Origin of the sequence: Lentzea albida (assembly GCF_900111005.1) — a bacterium.
GTDB classification, from domain to species: Bacteria; Actinomycetota; Actinomycetes; order Mycobacteriales; family Pseudonocardiaceae; genus Lentzea; species Lentzea albida.
The window spans coordinates 196,318-211,011 of sequence record NZ_FOFV01000017.1; the positions used below are offsets into that span (position 1 = coordinate 196,318).

The 14,694-nt window shown below is 71.6% G+C and carries 16 protein-coding genes; 9 read left to right on the top strand and 7 right to left on the bottom strand.

Going from position 1 to position 14,694, the window contains the following annotated elements; translation table 11 throughout:
* Positions 1-143: 143 nt before the first annotated feature.
* Positions 144-329, top strand: a complete 186-nt coding sequence (locus BMY74_RS34180; RefSeq protein ID WP_089922793.1) for a hypothetical protein — start codon at positions 144-146, stop codon at positions 327-329.
* 245 nt (positions 330-574) lie between these two features.
* On the opposite strand, the gene BMY74_RS34185 is transcribed toward BMY74_RS34180, so the two are convergent.
* Both BMY74_RS34185 and BMY74_RS46725 read right to left on the bottom strand, forming a co-directional pair.
* The gene (locus tag BMY74_RS34185; RefSeq protein ID WP_089922796.1) at positions 575-1,072 is read right to left on the bottom strand and encodes a MarR family winged helix-turn-helix transcriptional regulator; all 498 of its coding nucleotides are present in this window, start codon (positions 1,070-1,072) and stop codon (positions 575-577) included.
* 128 nt (positions 1,073-1,200) lie between these two features.
* Complete coding sequence (locus tag BMY74_RS46725; RefSeq protein WP_089922802.1) at positions 1,201-1,800, bottom strand: TetR/AcrR family transcriptional regulator; 600 nt, start codon at positions 1,798-1,800, stop codon at positions 1,201-1,203.
* Positions 1,801-1,953: 153 nt separating this feature from the next.
* On the opposite strand from BMY74_RS46725, the gene BMY74_RS34195 reads away from it, so the two are divergent.
* Genes BMY74_RS34195 through BMY74_RS34205 form a run of 3 tightly spaced genes read left to right on the top strand, consistent with a single transcriptional unit; the run spans position 1,954 to position 4,555 of the window.
* Positions 1,954-3,201 carry a cytochrome P450 gene (locus tag BMY74_RS34195; protein WP_089922804.1) on the top strand — a complete coding sequence of 416 codons (1,248 nt, stop codon included), beginning with the start codon at positions 1,954-1,956 and terminating at the stop codon, positions 3,199-3,201.
* The gene (locus BMY74_RS34200) at positions 3,198-3,392 is read left to right on the top strand and encodes a ferredoxin (protein WP_089922807.1); all 195 of its coding nucleotides are present in this window, start codon (positions 3,198-3,200) and stop codon (positions 3,390-3,392) included. Before BMY74_RS34195 ends, BMY74_RS34200 begins: the two co-directional genes overlap by 4 nt.
* Positions 3,392-4,555, top strand: a complete 1,164-nt coding sequence (locus BMY74_RS34205) for an NAD(P)/FAD-dependent oxidoreductase (protein WP_089922809.1) — start codon at positions 3,392-3,394, stop codon at positions 4,553-4,555. Before BMY74_RS34200 ends, BMY74_RS34205 begins: the two co-directional genes overlap by 1 nt.
* 81 nt (positions 4,556-4,636) lie before the next feature.
* On the opposite strand, the gene BMY74_RS34210 is transcribed toward BMY74_RS34205, so the two are convergent.
* Positions 4,637-5,620, bottom strand: a complete 984-nt coding sequence (locus tag BMY74_RS34210; RefSeq protein ID WP_089922811.1) for a hypothetical protein — start codon at positions 5,618-5,620, stop codon at positions 4,637-4,639.
* 74 nt (positions 5,621-5,694) lie between these two features.
* The gene (locus BMY74_RS34215) at positions 5,695-6,720 is read right to left on the bottom strand and encodes a S1 family peptidase (RefSeq protein ID WP_089922813.1); all 1,026 of its coding nucleotides are present in this window, start codon (positions 6,718-6,720) and stop codon (positions 5,695-5,697) included.
* A gap of 242 nt (positions 6,721-6,962) precedes the next feature.
* Here BMY74_RS34215 and BMY74_RS34220 point away from each other — a divergent pair, with 242 nt between their 5' ends.
* The 4 genes from BMY74_RS34220 to BMY74_RS34235 all read left to right on the top strand — a co-directional run bounded on the left by BMY74_RS34220 (position 6,963) and on the right by BMY74_RS34235 (position 11,415).
* Positions 6,963-7,454 carry an SRPBCC family protein gene (locus BMY74_RS34220; protein ID WP_089922816.1) on the top strand — a complete coding sequence of 164 codons (492 nt, stop codon included), beginning with the start codon at positions 6,963-6,965 and terminating at the stop codon, positions 7,452-7,454.
* A gap of 84 nt (positions 7,455-7,538) precedes the next feature.
* Positions 7,539-9,155 (top strand): RecQ family ATP-dependent DNA helicase, encoded by a 1,617-nt coding sequence (locus BMY74_RS34225; RefSeq protein ID WP_089922819.1) that lies wholly within the window; start codon positions 7,539-7,541, stop codon positions 9,153-9,155.
* Between the two features lie 73 nt (positions 9,156-9,228).
* The gene (locus tag BMY74_RS34230) at positions 9,229-10,128 is read left to right on the top strand and encodes an SDR family oxidoreductase (protein ID WP_089922821.1); all 900 of its coding nucleotides are present in this window, start codon (positions 9,229-9,231) and stop codon (positions 10,126-10,128) included.
* 81 nt (positions 10,129-10,209) lie between these two features.
* The gene (locus BMY74_RS34235) at positions 10,210-11,415 is read left to right on the top strand and encodes an MFS transporter (RefSeq protein WP_218159830.1); all 1,206 of its coding nucleotides are present in this window, start codon (positions 10,210-10,212) and stop codon (positions 11,413-11,415) included.
* Between the two features lie 41 nt (positions 11,416-11,456).
* On the opposite strand, the gene BMY74_RS34240 is transcribed toward BMY74_RS34235, so the two are convergent.
* Together BMY74_RS34240 and BMY74_RS34245 are read right to left on the bottom strand one after the other, a co-directional pair.
* Entirely contained in the window at positions 11,457-12,353 is an 897-nt protein-coding gene (locus BMY74_RS34240) for an oxidoreductase (RefSeq protein ID WP_089922823.1), read from the bottom strand.
* Between the two features lie 54 nt (positions 12,354-12,407).
* On the bottom strand, positions 12,408-13,475 hold the full coding sequence (locus tag BMY74_RS34245) for a spore photoproduct lyase family protein (protein ID WP_218159831.1): 1,068 nt from the start codon (positions 13,473-13,475) through the stop codon (positions 12,408-12,410).
* Between the two features lie 134 nt (positions 13,476-13,609).
* Here BMY74_RS34245 and BMY74_RS34250 point away from each other — a divergent pair, with 134 nt between their 5' ends.
* A complete protein-coding gene (locus tag BMY74_RS34250; RefSeq protein WP_089922825.1) occupies positions 13,610-14,173 on the top strand; it encodes a dihydrofolate reductase family protein in 564 nt (187 codons plus the stop codon).
* Positions 14,174-14,309: 136 nt separating this feature from the next.
* Here the strand turns inward: BMY74_RS34250 and BMY74_RS34255 are convergent.
* A partial coding sequence (locus BMY74_RS34255) for an integrase core domain-containing protein (protein WP_143091805.1) occupies positions 14,310-14,694 on the bottom strand: 385 nt, incomplete at its 5' end.

Consider the following 14,694-nt stretch of genomic DNA (forward strand, 5'->3'; position numbering starts at 1 on the left):
ATATCGAACCGGCATCCGATCCGAAGGGGTGTTTCCGACCGCATCGGTGACACAAGGACTTCCCCGTCCGGACGCTGACGGCATGCCCAGCGGTCAACCGGACGACGATCCCGTCCCAGCACCACCTGCGGCTGTGCCGGCGCGTGGTGGTCACCTCGGCGTCGGGGTTCGGCGACCGGGACGCCGAGGCCGAGGTGGGTTTTCCGCTGTTCGACGCGGATCTCCGGCTCCGGGCCACCGTGCTGGAGCGCCGGCTCGACCTGGCCGCCGAGCCGAACACCGAACGACTCGCGCACCGGTACGGGCTCGCCGCCGCCCGCCTGCTGTAGTTCGGCGCACGGCTGCACGCCTAGCTCGTCTTCCCGGAGAGCGACTTCAGGACACTGCCGGCCACGAAGGCGTCCGACGTCTGCGCCGAGCTGCGCGTCCCGGTCGAGGTCTCCACCCCGCTCATCACCGTGCTGCGTTCCGAGGAGGACCACCACGCCGTCGAGAACGCCGTGTTCGACTTCGACGCGGCACTCACCCGGCACCGGCGGCGCACGGCGACCGTCACCTGAAACGCCCTGTGCGGTCAGCCCTTGCGACGGCGAGGTGTCGCCGACCGCGGCGGTGTCGAGCGCATGTGGTCGCGCACCGGTGCCAGCAGTCCGGCGAGGGTGTGGACGTCCTCGCGGGAGAGCGGTTCGAACAGCAGCCCGCTGACCACCTCGACGTGGCCGGGCAGCACCTTCGCCAGCAGCTCGCGGCCGGCGTCGGTGATGGTGACCGTGACGCTGCGCTCGTCCTCCGCGGACGGCGTGCGTTCGACGAGGTCGGCCTTCTCCAGCAAGCCCACCTGGTAGGTCAGGCCGCTGCGGCTGTAGACCACGCCGTCGGCCAGGTCGGTCATGCGGTGGCTGCCCGTCGGTGAGTCGCCGAGCCGCGCCAGCAGCTGGAACTGGACGTAGCTCAGGTCGCCCGCGTCCTTCAGCTGCTGTTCGACCGCGTGCCGCAGCAGGCTCGTCACCTCGACGAGGGCGAAGTAGGCGCCGAGCTGGACGGGGTCGAGCGACGGCGGTGAGTCGGGCATGACGGCAGTCTACTGCTTCGAATTCGAAGAGCAGGGGGCGCAGGGCTCACGTGTCCAGAGGCGTGACTTCGGTCAACACTGAAGTCACGAAGGCGACGCAGCTACCCGTCGGCAGCCACCACCCGCGGTCACCCGGCGGGCGCGGGAACCGGAATCGGCTTGGTGCGCAACAACTCCAGCGACTCGCGGGTGATGTCCGCGATCTTGACGCCGCCACCGCTCGCGGCCCACGTGTGCACGACGACCTCGATGACGTTCATGGTGTTCGCGGCGACGAGGGCGGCGAACAGTGCGTTCCCCTCGGCTTCCGGCCTGCGGAGGATCTGCTGGGCCAACTTCTGGCGCCAGGACCAGTCCAGGTCGGCGAGGCCCGCCCGCAGGCCCGTCGTCCGGTCGAAGATCTCGTAGAGGGCGAGCAGGCGGGCCTGGTTCGCCGTGATCGTCTGTTCCACGCTGTCGATGACCGCGTACAGCGCCTCGGACAGCGGCGTCTCGTCGGACTGGGCCTCGAACGCCTCCATCGCCGCGTTCAGCCCGTTCTCCACGAAGCTGACGACCAGCGCCTCTTTGCTGGCGTAGTAGCGGTACAGCGTGCGGGTGCCGACCTCGGCCGCCGCGGCGATCTGCTCGATCGTGGTGCCGTCGTAGCCGTGCGCGACGAACAGGTCGAACGCCGTGTCGGCGATGAACCGCCGAGTGCGTTCCATCTTCGTCTCGCGCAAGCCCACAGCGCACCTCCTGACCCGATTTGCCGCGAACCGTAGCACTGCCACTTGGCAGTGACTGTCAAGTGACACACAGTTGCGGCATGCATTGCCGTCTGGCAGCCTTGGCCATGTGACAGTGACTGCCATAATTCTTGGAGAAGGTGGCACGGACGAATGAGTGAGACCACCGTCGGCGCACGGCCGGACCTGGCCGGGTTCCCGACCGCGCGCGACCCCCGCTGCCCGTTCGACCCGCCCGCCGAGTACACCGAGCTCCGCGCCCAGGAGGGCACGGCTTCGCTGTCCTGCCCGGTCGGTGTCGAGGCCCGCGTCGTCAGCCGGTACGACGACGTGCGCGCGATGCTGAGCAATCCGCAGCTCAGCTCGCACGCGGCCCCGTCCACGCACGTGGTGGCGGGCGGACAGCTCGACCGGCCGGTGTCGCCCGGCAGCCTGCTGCACATGGACGGCCCGGACCACGCACGGCTGCGCCGCCTGCTGACGCCGGAGTTCACCGTCAAGCGGATCCAGGCCATGCGGCCCTACATCCAGCGACTGGTCGACGACCACGTCGACGCGCTGCTGGCGCAGACGGGACCCGTCGACCTGGTCTCGGAGTTCGCGCTGCCGATCCCGTCGCTGGTGATCTGCGAGCTGCTCGGCGTCGACTACGCCGACCGCGACCGGTTCCAGCGGCAGACCGCGGTGCTCATCGCCACCAACAGCGACCCGGCCGCGCTGGAGCAGGCCAACCTCGAGGTCGTCGGGTTCATGACGCAGCTCGTGCTCGGCAAGCTCGCGGCGCCGGGCGACGACCTGCTGGGCAGGCTGATCGTCCGGGCGCGCGAGAGCGGCCAGGAGCTGTCCGTCGAGGAGCTCGTGACGCTGGGCATCACGCTGCTGATCGCCGGGCACGAGACCACGGCCAACATGATCGGTCTCAGCACGCTGGCCCTGTTGCGCCAGCCCGACCAGCTGGAAGCGCTGCGGGCGGACCCCGGTCTCGCGGGCACGGCCGTCGACGAGATGCTGCGGTACCTGTCGATCGTGCAGTTCGGCGTGCTGCGCCAGGCCACCGGGGACGTGACGGTCGGGGACGAGACGGTGAAGGCCGGCGAGTGGCTCGTCGCCGTGCTGTCCGCCGGCAACCGGGACGAGTCGGTGTTCCCCGACCCCGACCGCATCGACCTCCGGCGCGAGGCGACCGCGCACCTCGCGTTCGGCTACGGCATCCACCAGTGCCTCGGCCAGCAGCTCGCGAGGGTCGAGCTGCAGGAGGTGTTCGCCCGGCTGCACCAGCGCATCCCGACGCTGCGGCTCGCCGTGCCGTTCGAGGAGGTCGAGTTCAAGGACGACGCGCTGGTCTACGGCGTGAAGGCGCTGCCGGTCACCTGGGACCGCGCCGGGGAGGACGCGCGATGAAGGTCCGGATCGACGTCGACGCCTGCGTGGGCGCGGGCCAGTGCGTGCTCGCCGCACCGGACGTGTTCGATCAGCGCGACGAGGACGGCATGGTGGTCCTGTTGCTGGAGACCCCGCCGCCCGCGCTGGAGGCGGCGGCCGAGCACGCCGCCCTGCTGTGCCCGGCGCTGGCGATCGCGGTGGACAGGTAGTGGGAAGCCTCGAACGGGTGGTCGTCGTCGGCGCTTCGGCCGCCGGCGTGACCACCGCCGAGACGCTGCGCCGCGAGGGCTACACCGGCGGGCTCGTCCTGGTCGGCGACGAGAAGGTGCTCCCCTACGACCGGCCGCCACTGTCCAAACAGGTCCTGGCGGGCACGTGGGAGCCGGAGAAGACGGTGCTGCGGCCCGATTCCGCGTACGCCGGGCACGGGATCGAGCTCCGGCTCGGGAGCGCCGCGACCGGGCTGGACCTCGCCCGTCGCACGATCGCCCTGTCCACCGGCGAGGAGATCGGCTACGACGGCCTGGTGATCGCCACCGGGACGACCGCGCGGACGTTGCCGTTCGGCCACGACCTCAAGGGCGTGCACGTGCTGCGGACCGTCGACGACGCGGTGGCGTTGCGCGGCGACCTGCTGCGGTCCGCGTCGGTGGTGGTCGTCGGCGCCGGCTTCCTCGGCTCGGAGGCGGCGGCGTCCGCCCGGCGGCTCGGGCTGGACGTGACGCTGGTCGACCCGCTGCCGCTGCCGCTCGTCCGCCCGTTCGGCGACGAGGTCGGCACGGCGATCGCCGGACTCCACGAGGAGGAGGGCGTGCGGCTGCGCCTCGGGACCGGCGTGACCGCGCTGCACGGCGAAGGCGCGGTGACGGGCGTCGGACTCTCCGACGGCACGGTGCTGCCGGCGGACGTCGTGCTGGTGGCGATCGGCGCGCGGCCCGCCACCGGCTGGCTCGACGGCTCCGGGCTGCCGGTGGACGACGGCGTGGTCTGCGACGCCACCTGCCGGGCCGCCGACGGCGTGTACGCGGCAGGCGACGTGGCCCGGTGGTTCAACCCGCACTTCGGTGGCCTGATGCGGGTCGAGCACCGGATGAACGCCACCGAGCAGGGCATGGCGGCGGCCCGGAACCTGCTCGGCGCGCAGGTCCCGTTCGCCCCGGCGCCGTACTTCTGGACCGACCAGTTCGACGCCAGGATCCAGGCGTACGGCGTCTTCCCGGCCGAGGCGGAGATGGTGGTGGCGCACGGCGGTGTCGCCGAACGGAAGTTCGTGGCGCACTACCTCGCGGACGGCCGGGTCGTCGGTGTGCTCGGGTGGAACATGGCCAGGCAGCTGCGGGCGGACCGGCAACTGGTCCGTTCGGCGGCCTGACCGCGTCACCGGTACCGGCTCCCCCGCGTCACCGGGACCTGCGGCCCGCACCGGCCGAAGGTCTTCGCGGAACCACCGCCGTCAGACGGCCCGTGCGATGGCGATGTTGCCCGCCAGCCGGTCCCCCGCCTCGTAGATCATGTACTCGCGGCCCTGGTAGGTGCCGAACGACGGCGCGGCCGCCCGGCCGTTGTCGGGCGAGCCGGACACCGAGTCGTGGAAGACGCCCAGGTGCCTGCGCAGGGAGAAGTCGCGGCCCACCTCGGTGATGAGGATGTTGCCGCCGCTGCCGATGTCGGTGTTGTAGACGACGTAGACGCTGTTGTTGCGGAAGAGCAGGTGCGGGCCGCCGACGTTGACCGCGCCGACGTCCTGGTGGCGGATCAGCGGGGTCTGGGAGAACGTCCAGTCGCGGGCGTTCGGTGACCAGCCCCAGCCGATGTCGCGGTGGTTCGAGCGGTTGTTGATCATGAACACCATGACGTACCGGGCGCCGCGAGCCGTCAGGTCGTGCCGGAACACCCTGGCGTAGGAGGTCTCCGTGGTCCCTTCGGGCTGCAGCCGCGTGGACAGGACCTCCTTCTCGTAGGTGAAGTTGATGCCGTCGGCGGAGCTGGCCAGGCGGGTCACGGTGTTCTCGCCGTGGAAGTAGAGGTACATGCGCTTGACGTCGTCGTTCCACATCGCGTGCGGCGACGACACGTGCGACACGCTGTACTCGCCGGGCCAGTTCCTGGTGATGATGGGATTTCCGGGGTATTCGGTGAATTCCTCGTCGAGGGTGTTCGCATAGGCCAGGCAGATGCCGCCCGGTGCGTCGTGCGGCGCGTAATAGAGGTAATAGGCGGCACGCGCGCCGGGAATGCGGTCCTTCGTGCCCCGGATGGTCGGGAAGATCAGTTCGTTGGTGGGGTTGTAGCGGAGTTTGCTCTTGACGAGCGCGAGCCTCTGGTACCGGTAGTCCGGGAAGCCCGCGGGGGCCGCGGCGGCGGGGGCGGCCGTGCTCGCGGTGCCCGCCAGCAGTGCGGCGCTGCCGAGCAGCAGCCGGCGACGGTTGAACGACATGGGAATGCTCCTCAGCGCTGGGGAACTCCTCGGTGGACGGACCGGGCCGCCGTGGCGGCCCGGTCCGGTGGTGCTCAGTAGATGGCCACGCCGTAGGCCCGGAGGGCCTCGGTGACCGGCTGGTAGAACGACCGCCCACCGCTCGTGCAGTCGCCGCTGCCGCCGGAGGTCAGGCCGAGCGCGGTGTCGTCGGCGAACAGGGGTCCTCCGCTGTCGCCGCCCTGCACGCAGACCGTCGTGCCGATCATGCCGGTCACCGTCGTGCCGTCGACGTAGTTCACGGTGACGTTCAGGCCGGTGACCTTGCCGCGGTGGAAACCCGTCGTGCTGCCGCTGCGGCCGACGGTCTGGCCGACGACCGGGTCGCCGGCGCGGGCGATGTCGCGGTGGTTGCCGTTGTAGAGGTTGACCGAGCCTGGCCGGTTGATGCCGCTCGTGTAGCGGAACAGGGCGTAGTCGTTGCCGGGGAAGCTCGTTCCCACGCGGGACGCGATGACCTGGCCACCGGAGGTGCTCCAGGTGGACGTGGCGTTGCCGCAGTGGCCCGCGGTGAGCAGGAAGGCGGTGCTGGTGCCGGGCGTCTTCACGTTGAAGCCGAGCGAACACCGCACGCCGCCGCCCAGGATGGCGTCGCCGCCCGTGATCGTCGGCCGGAACGAGCCGCCGACCTGCTCCAGCCTCGCGGTGTCGCCGAGCCCCGCGACCACGTTCCTCAACCGCGCGAGCGCGTCGCCGGTGACGGTCGTGTCGGCGGACACCACGACCTGGTTGGCGACCGGGTCGACTCCCCAGGACGTGCCGGGGATCTTCGCCGTGCGCTCCAGGACTCCCGTGGTGGCGTCGAGCGTCGCGGCGCTGTGCTCGACGACCCGCGCGCGTGCACCGGCCGCGGTCACGGCCTTCGCCGCGGTCGCGTCGGTGACGGTGACGACGAGCTGCCCGCTGTCGTCCACATAGGACCCGGCGCTCGCGGGCCCGAGCCTCGCGTGCAGGGTGCCGGCGAGCTGAGCCGGCTCGGCCCTGGCGATCGGCGCGCTCACGACGAGCCCCGCCGCCAGGGCTGTGACCGCGGCCAGGGTGAGGGTGGCAGTGCGACCCATCAATTCTCCTCGACTGTTCCGTGACGGGAAGGCGAGGCGGCTCGCCTGGCTACGGACAGACAGAGTGCTCGTTTCCCAGAAATGCGTCCAGACGATAATTTTTATTTGTCGCGCATTGGCGTCTTGATTGGCCCGGCGAAAGCCGGTCGCTTTCGATTCGGAGGTTCGGCCGAACCGGCTGCGCGGCGGTGGCGCAGGCGGCTAGCGTGTCCGCGGTCACCAGAGGACTAGAGCGCTCGGCGATGAAGTACACCGTCTCGTTGGAGATCGCCCTGCCGCGGGAGCGGGTCGTCCAGCTGCTCGCCGACCCGCGGCACCTGCCGAAGTGGTTGCGGGGACTGGTCGTGCACGAGCCGCTGAACGGGGTGCACGGAGAGCTCGGCACCCGGTCGCGCGTCGTGCTGCGGACGGGACGGCAGGAGTTCGAGGCCACCGAGACGATCACGCGCCGGGAACCGGTGGACCTGCGCGCGATCCCGCGGGACGTGGTCGTCCACTTCGAACGCGAGATCACCGCCAAGGGCATGTGGAGCTCCACGCGCGACCGCCTGACCGAGATCGGCCCGGAGACGACGCTCTGGGTGAGCGAGAACGAGTACCGGTTCAGCGGCGTGCTCATGCGGGTGGTGGGGCTGGTGGCGCCCGGCACCTTCCGCAAGCAGTCGCTCCGGCACATGCAGGACTTCAAGGCGTTCGCCGAGGACGGCCGGGACGTGCGCGACACCGACGTGTGACGCGGCCCGCGTTTGCCCGCGCGCTGCCGGGCTAACTCCTCCGCACCGGAACGAGATCCAGCGGAGGCGACACGGGTGCGAACCATGCCTGCGGACGAGCAGCTCATCACGACGGCGGACGAGGTCTTCGGCTGGACCGAGCTGCGCCGGGAGCAACTGCTCGGCATGCGGCACCTCCTGGACGGCCGGGACGTGCTGCTCGTCATGCCGACCGGCGCCGGGAAGTCGGCCGTCTACCAGGTCCCGGCGATCCTGCTCGACGGTCCGGCCGTGGTCGTGTCGCCGCTGATCGCCCTGCAACGGGACCAGGTCGCCTCGCTGCGGCGGGCCGGTGCGCCACCGGCGGCGGCGGTCAACTCGGGTCAGTCCGCGGAGGTCAACGAGCAGGCCTGGCAGGCGTTCGACGAAGGCGGCACGAAGTACCTCTTCCTGTCACCGGAACAACTCGCGGACGCCGGCACGCTCGAGCGGCTGCACCGGGCGAGACCCTCGTTGTTCGTCGTGGACGAGGCCCACTGCGTGTCGGCGTGGGGGCACGACTTCCGGCCCGACTACCTGCGGCTGCGGCACGTGGTCGAGCGGCTGGGCCATCCGCCCGTGCTCGCGCTCACGGCCACCGCCAGCGGTCCGGTCCGCGCGGACGTGGTCGAGCACCTCGGTCTGCGCGACCCGGCGGTGCTCGTCGCCGGGTTCGACCGGCCCAACCTGCACCTGGCCGTGCGGTTCGGCACCGACGACGACCAGCGCCGGCGCATGGTGACCGACTGGGTGACGGACCGCTCCGGGCCGGGTCTGCTGTACGTGCCGACCCGCAAGGACGCCGAGCGGTACGCGGACGACCTGATCTCCCGCGGCGTGGCCGCGGCCGCCTTCCACGCGGGCATGAAGGCCGCTGACCGCAGGCGGGTGCAGGACGCGTTCATGCGGGGTGACGTGCGCGTGGTCGCGGCTACCTCCGCGTTCGGCATGGGCATCGACAAACCGGACGTGCGGTTCGTCGCGCACGCCGCGACGCCCGGTTCCCTCGACGCCTACTACCAGGAGATCGGCCGGGCGGGCCGCGACGGCGAGCCCGCGGACGTGGTGCTCTTCCACCGGCCGGAAGACCAGGGCCTGCAACGGTTCCTGACCGGGAGGACGCTGGACCGCGAGTGCGTGCGCGAGGTCGCGGCCTTCGTGCGCAGGCGGCGGACCGGCGTCGCGATCACCGACCTGGCGCGGCGGCTGGACCGGTCGCGCCGCAAGGTCACCGCCGTCGTGAACCTGCTGGAGGGCGCGGGGGTCGTGCGGACCGGTCACGACCGGGTGCGGTACGAGGAGGGCGCTCCGCCGCCCGCGAAGGCCGTCGCGGCGGTGGCCGGGGAGGCGGAGAGGCAGGAGCACCGGGACCGTTCGCGGCTCGAGGTCATGCACCGCTACGCCGACACGCGGGACTGCCGCCGGCGGTTCCTGATCGGCTACTTCGGCGAGGAGCTCGACCAGCCCTGCGGCCACTGCGACACCTGCGACGAGGGCGTGGCCGACGACGACTCCGTGAGCACCGAGTACCCGCCGAACTCCCCCGTCCGGCACGACCAGTGGGGCCGGGGCACGGTCGTGCACCACGAGGCCGACCGGTTGATGGTCCTGTTCGACGACGTCGGCTACAAGACGCTCTCCCTCGCCGCCGTGCGCGAGACCGGAGTGCTCACATCGGTGTGACGCGCGGTTGGGCGTCGTCCACGTGGGAACACCTGCGGTTCCGGAGTCGACCCGTCGCGAGGTGACCGCACACATGTCCGCAGACCAGTACACCCGCCAGGACCCGCGCGAGCAGTACCCGCGCCCCGGCCGCCAGGAGGGCCAGGAGCAGCCGCATCCCGGCACCGGCAGCCGGATGGGCCCCGAGCCGGACCACGGCGAGAGCACCTACCGGGGTGCCGGCCGCCTGCCCGACACCAAGGCGGTGATCACCGGCGGGGACTCCGGCATCGGCCGCGCCACCGCGCTGGCGTTCGCCCGCGAAGGCGCGGACGTGCTGCTCTCCTACCTGCCGGAGGAGCAGGCCGACGCCGAGCGGACCGCCGAACTCGTGCGCGACGCGGGCCGCCAGGCCGTGCTCGTGCCGGGTGACCTGCGCACCGAGGACGCCTGCCGCGAACTGGCCGGGCGCGCCGGGGAGGAGTTCGGGCGCATCGACGTGCTGGTGAACAACGCGGCCTTCCAGATGGCCCAGAACGACGGCCTGCTCGGCATCAGCAGCGAGCAGTTCGACCGGGTCTTCAAGACCAACGTGTACGCGCTGTTCTGGCTGTGCAAGGCGGCGGTGCCGCTCATGCGACCCGGTTCCGCGATCATCAACACCTCGTCGATCCAGGCGTTCACGCCCTCGCCCGAGCTGCTGGACTACGCCGCCACCAAGGCCGCGATCGTCAACCTCACCAAGTCGCTGTCCGCCGACCTCGTCGAGAAGGGGATCAGGGTCAACTCGGTCGCGCCCGGTCCGGTGTGGACACCGCTCATCCCGGCGACGATGCCCGCGGAGAAGGTCGACGAGTTCGGCGCTCAGACACCGATGGGACGCGCCGGGCAACCGGCGGAGCTGGCGCCGGTGTTCGTGTTCCTGGCCTCGCAGGAGTCGAGCTACGTGACCGGGGAGGTCGTCGGCGTCACCGGGGGCCAGTTCCTCACCTGAGCACGGCGTCCACCACGCGGGACTCCCACCACGTGGTACTTCTCTCTTGAGAAATACCGATCCGTGACCTACCGTCGAGCCGTGCACGGTGATCACGCCCCGGAGACGGCTGCGCCTGGGCCGGGGCGCAGGCTGTTCGCCCTGCTGCTCGTCAACGCGGTCCTGGCGCAGGTCGTCACGTTCGTCCTGCGCCCGGCCGCCACGTACCGCGCGATCGAGCTCGACGTCCCCAGCGGCTGGCTGGGGGCGCTGACCGCGCTGTTCGCGGTCGTTCCGCTGGTGCTCGCCGTCCCCTCGGGGCAAGCCACCGACCGGTTCAGCGAACGGCGCGTGATGATCGCCGGAGGGGTGCTGATGACGGCGTCCGCCGTCGTGCTGCTGCTCGCCGGGTCGACCACGGCCGGGCTGGCCGCCGGGATCATCGTCCTCGGCACCGGACACCTGCTCTGCGTCGTCGGGCAGCAGGCCGCCGTCGCCAACTCCGCCCCGGACGGCAGGTTCGACACCGCGTTCGGCCACTACACCTTCGCCGCCTCGCTCGGGCAGGCCGCCGGACCGGGCCTGATCATCCTGGCCGGCGGTGGCCGGGCGGTCCCCGACACCGGCCTGCTGTTCGCCGGTTCGATCGGCATCGGCCTGGTGCTGACGCTCAGCGCCCTGTTCATCCGCACGCCCGCCCGGCCGCCGGGATCGCGGGAGCAGGAGGCGGGCGGGATGCGGACGCTGGTCCGGCTCCCCGGCCTGCCCCGCGCGCTGCTGGTCAGCTGCGTCGTGCTCGCCGCCGTCGACATCACCCTCGTCTACCTGCCCGCGCTCGGCACCGATCGCGACCTCAGCGCGGGGTTCATCGGGTTGCTGCTGACCCTGCGGGCCGTCGCGTCGATGACGTCGCGCTTCTTCCTCGGCAAGCTCGTCACGCTCCTGGACCGCCGGCGGCTGATGGTGGTCACGACGGTGCTGTCGGCGCTGTCCATGGCCGCTCTCGCGTTGCCGCTACCGCCCGCCGCCCTGGCGTGCCTGGTCGTCTGCCTGGGTCTGGGCCTCGGCGTCGGCCAGCCGCTCACCATGGCGTGGCTGGCGAGCTCCACGCCACCGGGCCTGCGGGGCCGCGCCATGTCGCTGCGCCTCACCGGCAACCGGCTCGGCCAGGTTGTGCTCCCCAGCGCGGTCGGCGCCCTCGCCATCACCACCGGGGCCGCGGGCGTCCTCTGCGCCACCGCCGCGGCGCTGGGTGCCGCCGCCGCGCTCGCCGGTCGCCGCACGGCGGAGACGGCCGGTACCTCCTGACAGTCCACTGAGGACTTTCCGATCAGCGGCAGGCGCGGCGCTCAGGGTTGCGCGGTCAGCGGGAAGCTCACCCCGGTGAGGCGCTCCGACGTCTCCCACAGCCGGCGCGCGAGCACCGGGTCGCTGGCCGCCGCCGACCGGCCGACCAGCGCGGGATGGCCGTGCATCTCGAACCGCCCGTCCGGGCCGACGTAGCTGGCGCCCGGCAGGTCCTGCGTCGCCGCGTACAGCGTGGGGAGCGCGCCTTGCAGCTCCGTCTGCGCGAGGTAGCGGCCGGCCACGTGCACGAGCTTGACCAGGTGCTTGTTGCGCCCTTTGGTGCCCAAATTGGACGCCGTGTAGCCGGGGTGGGCGGACAGCGCGCGCACGGACGTCCCGGCCTCACGAAGGCGCCGCTCCAGCTCCAGGGTGAACAGCAGGTTCGAGAGCTTCGACCGGCCGTAGGCCTTCACCGCGGTGTAGCCGGAGCGGGCGAAGTCGAGGTCGTCGAGGTCGAGCACGCCCGCCTTGTGCGCACCGGAGGCCACCGTCACCACGCGGCCGGTGATCGACGGCAGCAGCAGGTTGGTCAGCGCGAAGTGGCCGAGGTGGTTGGTGCCGAACTGCAGCTCGAACCCGTCCGCCGTGTGGCGGTGCGGGGTCATGGCGACACCGGCGTTGTTGACGAGGACGTCGAGCTCGCCGTGCCAGCCCTCGGCGAACGAGCGGACCGACGCCAGGTCCGCCAGGTCCAGTTCGCGGACCTCGGTCGTGCCGGACATGGCGGCCGCCGCCCGTTCCCCGGCGGCGACGTCGCGCACCGCGAGCACCGTGCGCGCCCCCGCCGCCGCGAAGGCGGTGGCCGTGCCCCGGCCCACCCCGCTCGCGGCACCGGTCACCACGACGGTGCGACCGGTGAGATCGGGCAGGTCGTCGGCGGTCCACCGGTTCTTGGCCATGATCGCCAGCTTATTCGCCCGTCGCGGGCTCGGCGTGACAGCTCGGTGCGCGTTTCAGAAGGCGTACCGGACGCGCAGGTACGGCGCGTGCGCCTGCACGAGCGCCAGGAACGAGTCGAGGAGCTCCCGCTTGAGCCCGCGCCGGTAGCGGACGTTGACCCCACCGCCCTCGCTGCGCTTGACCTCCTGCAGTTCGGGACGCCACAGCAGGTCCTCGGCGCGCGGGTGCCAGCGCAGGTTCACCTCGTGCAGCGGCTGGTTGTGGGTGAGCATGATGACCTCGGCGGCCAGCTGCTCGCGGGTGGCCGCCGACGTGGCGTCCCCGAGCGACTCGAACAGCTGCCGCCAGTCCTCGAGCCAGCCGTCGTGCACGACCACGGGGCTGAGGTTCACGTGCACCTCGTAGCCCGCCTCGCGGAAGTCGTCGAGCGCGGCGAGGCGCTCCGCGACCGGGGTGGTGCGGATGTCGAGCAGTTTCGCGGTGCGTTCGGGCATCAGCGAGAACCGGACGCGGGTGCGCCCGCGCGGATCCCACTCCAGCAGGTCGCGGTTGACGTACTTGGTCGCGAAGGAGGCCTTCGCGCTCGGCAGACCGCGGAACAGCTCCACCAGGTCCCGCACGTTGTCGCTGACCAGCGCGTCCGCCGAGCAGTCCGAGTTCTCCCCGATGTCGTACACCCACGCCCGGTCGTCGATCTGCCCCGGCTCGGCCATCGGCCCCTGCCGGGCGACGTGGCGGCTCAGGTAGCCGGTGATCTGGTCGATGTTCGCGAACACCGTGATCGGGTTCGAGTAGCCCTTGCGCCTCGGCACGTAGCAATAGGCGCAGGCCATCGCGCACCCGTTGGCCGTGGACGGCGCGATGAAGTGCGCCGAGCGCCCGTTGGGCCGCGCGCTGAGGGACTTCTTCACCCCGAGCACCAGCGCCTCGCGCTTGATCCGGACCCAGCGGCGGGCGTTGGCCTCGTCGCCGTGCAGCTCGGGGATGCGCCAGTGGCTGTCGACCTCGACCCGCTCCGCGTCGGGGAACCTGTCCAGCACCTCACGGCCGCGCGGCAGCAGCGCGGCGGCGGGCTCGACGTAGATGCGGGTCGGACTCAACAAGGGGGTCGACGTGCTCACCCTTGCAGTGTCCACACGACACCGACAAGAACGCGGCCGCCGGCCACAGCGGTGTCGTACGCCACGCGGGTGCCGATGATTTCTGCGCGCCGCGCCGGTCCATCCCCCGGACCGGCTGACGGAAGGATGACGCCATGCGGAAACTGATCTACGGCATGAACCTGAGCCTGGACGGCTACGTCGCCGCGGCGGGCGGTGACCTCGGCTGGAGCGAGCCGAGCGACGAGCTGTTCGAGTGGTGGCTCGAACAGGAGAAGGCGATCGAGCTGTTCCTGTACGGGCGCGGGCTGTGGGAGACGATGAGCTCCCACTGGCCGACCGGCGACCAGCAGCCGGGCGCCACCCCGGCGGAGGTCGAGTTCGCCCGGAACTGGCGGGACACGCCGAAGGTGGTGTTCACGTCCGCGGCGATCGACGAGTCCCGCTGGAACACCCGCGTGGTGACCGGCGACGCGATCGCCGAGATCACCCGGCTCAAGGCCGGGGAGGGCGGCCCGATGAGGGTCGGCGGCGCGAGGCTGGGCGGGGCGGCGGTGCGGGCCGGGCTGGTCGACGAGTTCGAGGTCGTCACGCACCCGGTCCTGGTGGGCGGGGGCGCGCCTTTCCACACCGCGCTGGACGCGTGGGTGGGGCTGAGCCTGGTGGAGACCCGGACGTTCCCCGGTGGGGTGGTGCTGACCAGGTATCGGAGGCGGTGAGGCGGCTCAGGCAGGGCGGTCGGGCGGACCGGGCCAGGCGGTCAGCCGTCCGGCCCGCCGTGCACGCGCTGCGCGACCCCCGGCGCCTCCGCACCCACTCAGGATTCGCTGTGGACACAGCACCCGCCCGCCGGGACTAGTTGTGATGTCCAGGGAGGTTGGTCAGCCGGGTGATGGGTGGCTGGCCTCCGAGGGCGGAGTGGGCTCGGTGGTGATTGTAGAAATGCAGCCAGCCGGGCAGGGCTGCTCGGCGCTGGGTTTCTGAGGGGTAGTGGCGGGCGTAGGCCCAGCCGTCGGCCAGGGTGCGGTGGAAGCGTTCGATCTTGCCATTGGTCTGCGGACGGTAGGGCCGGGTCCGTTTGTGCCGGACGCCGAGCTCGGCGCAGGCGTCGCGCCAGGCATGCGAGCGGTAGCAGGATCCGTTGTCGGACAACACTCTTTCGACCATGACATCGCGGTCGGCGAACCAGGCGATCGCTCGTTGCAGGACACCGATGGCGGTGGCGGCGGTCTCGTCGGCA

Excerpts from the sequence above, each read along its gene's own strand:
- BMY74_RS34185 (WP_089922796.1), bottom strand. The coding sequence starts at position 1,072 with ATGCCCGACTCACCGCCGTCGCTCGACCCCGTCCAGCTCGGCGCCTAC.
- BMY74_RS34195 (WP_089922804.1), top strand. The coding sequence starts at position 1,954 with ATGAGTGAGACCACCGTCGGCGCACGGCCGGACCTGGCCGGGTTCCCG.
- BMY74_RS34200 (WP_089922807.1), top strand. The coding sequence starts at position 3,198 with ATGAAGGTCCGGATCGACGTCGACGCCTGCGTGGGCGCGGGCCAGTGC.
- BMY74_RS34210 (WP_089922811.1), bottom strand. The coding sequence starts at position 5,620 with ATGTCGTTCAACCGTCGCCGGCTGCTGCTCGGCAGCGCCGCACTGCTG.
- BMY74_RS34215 (WP_089922813.1), bottom strand. The coding sequence starts at position 6,720 with ATGGGTCGCACTGCCACCCTCACCCTGGCCGCGGTCACAGCCCTGGCG.
- BMY74_RS34220 (WP_089922816.1), top strand. The coding sequence starts at position 6,963 with ATGAAGTACACCGTCTCGTTGGAGATCGCCCTGCCGCGGGAGCGGGTC.
- BMY74_RS34225 (WP_089922819.1), top strand. The coding sequence starts at position 7,539 with ATGCCTGCGGACGAGCAGCTCATCACGACGGCGGACGAGGTCTTCGGC.
- BMY74_RS34230 (WP_089922821.1), top strand. The coding sequence starts at position 9,229 with ATGTCCGCAGACCAGTACACCCGCCAGGACCCGCGCGAGCAGTACCCG.
- BMY74_RS34240 (WP_089922823.1), bottom strand. The coding sequence starts at position 12,353 with ATGGCCAAGAACCGGTGGACCGCCGACGACCTGCCCGATCTCACCGGT.
- BMY74_RS34250 (WP_089922825.1), top strand. The coding sequence starts at position 13,610 with ATGCGGAAACTGATCTACGGCATGAACCTGAGCCTGGACGGCTACGTC.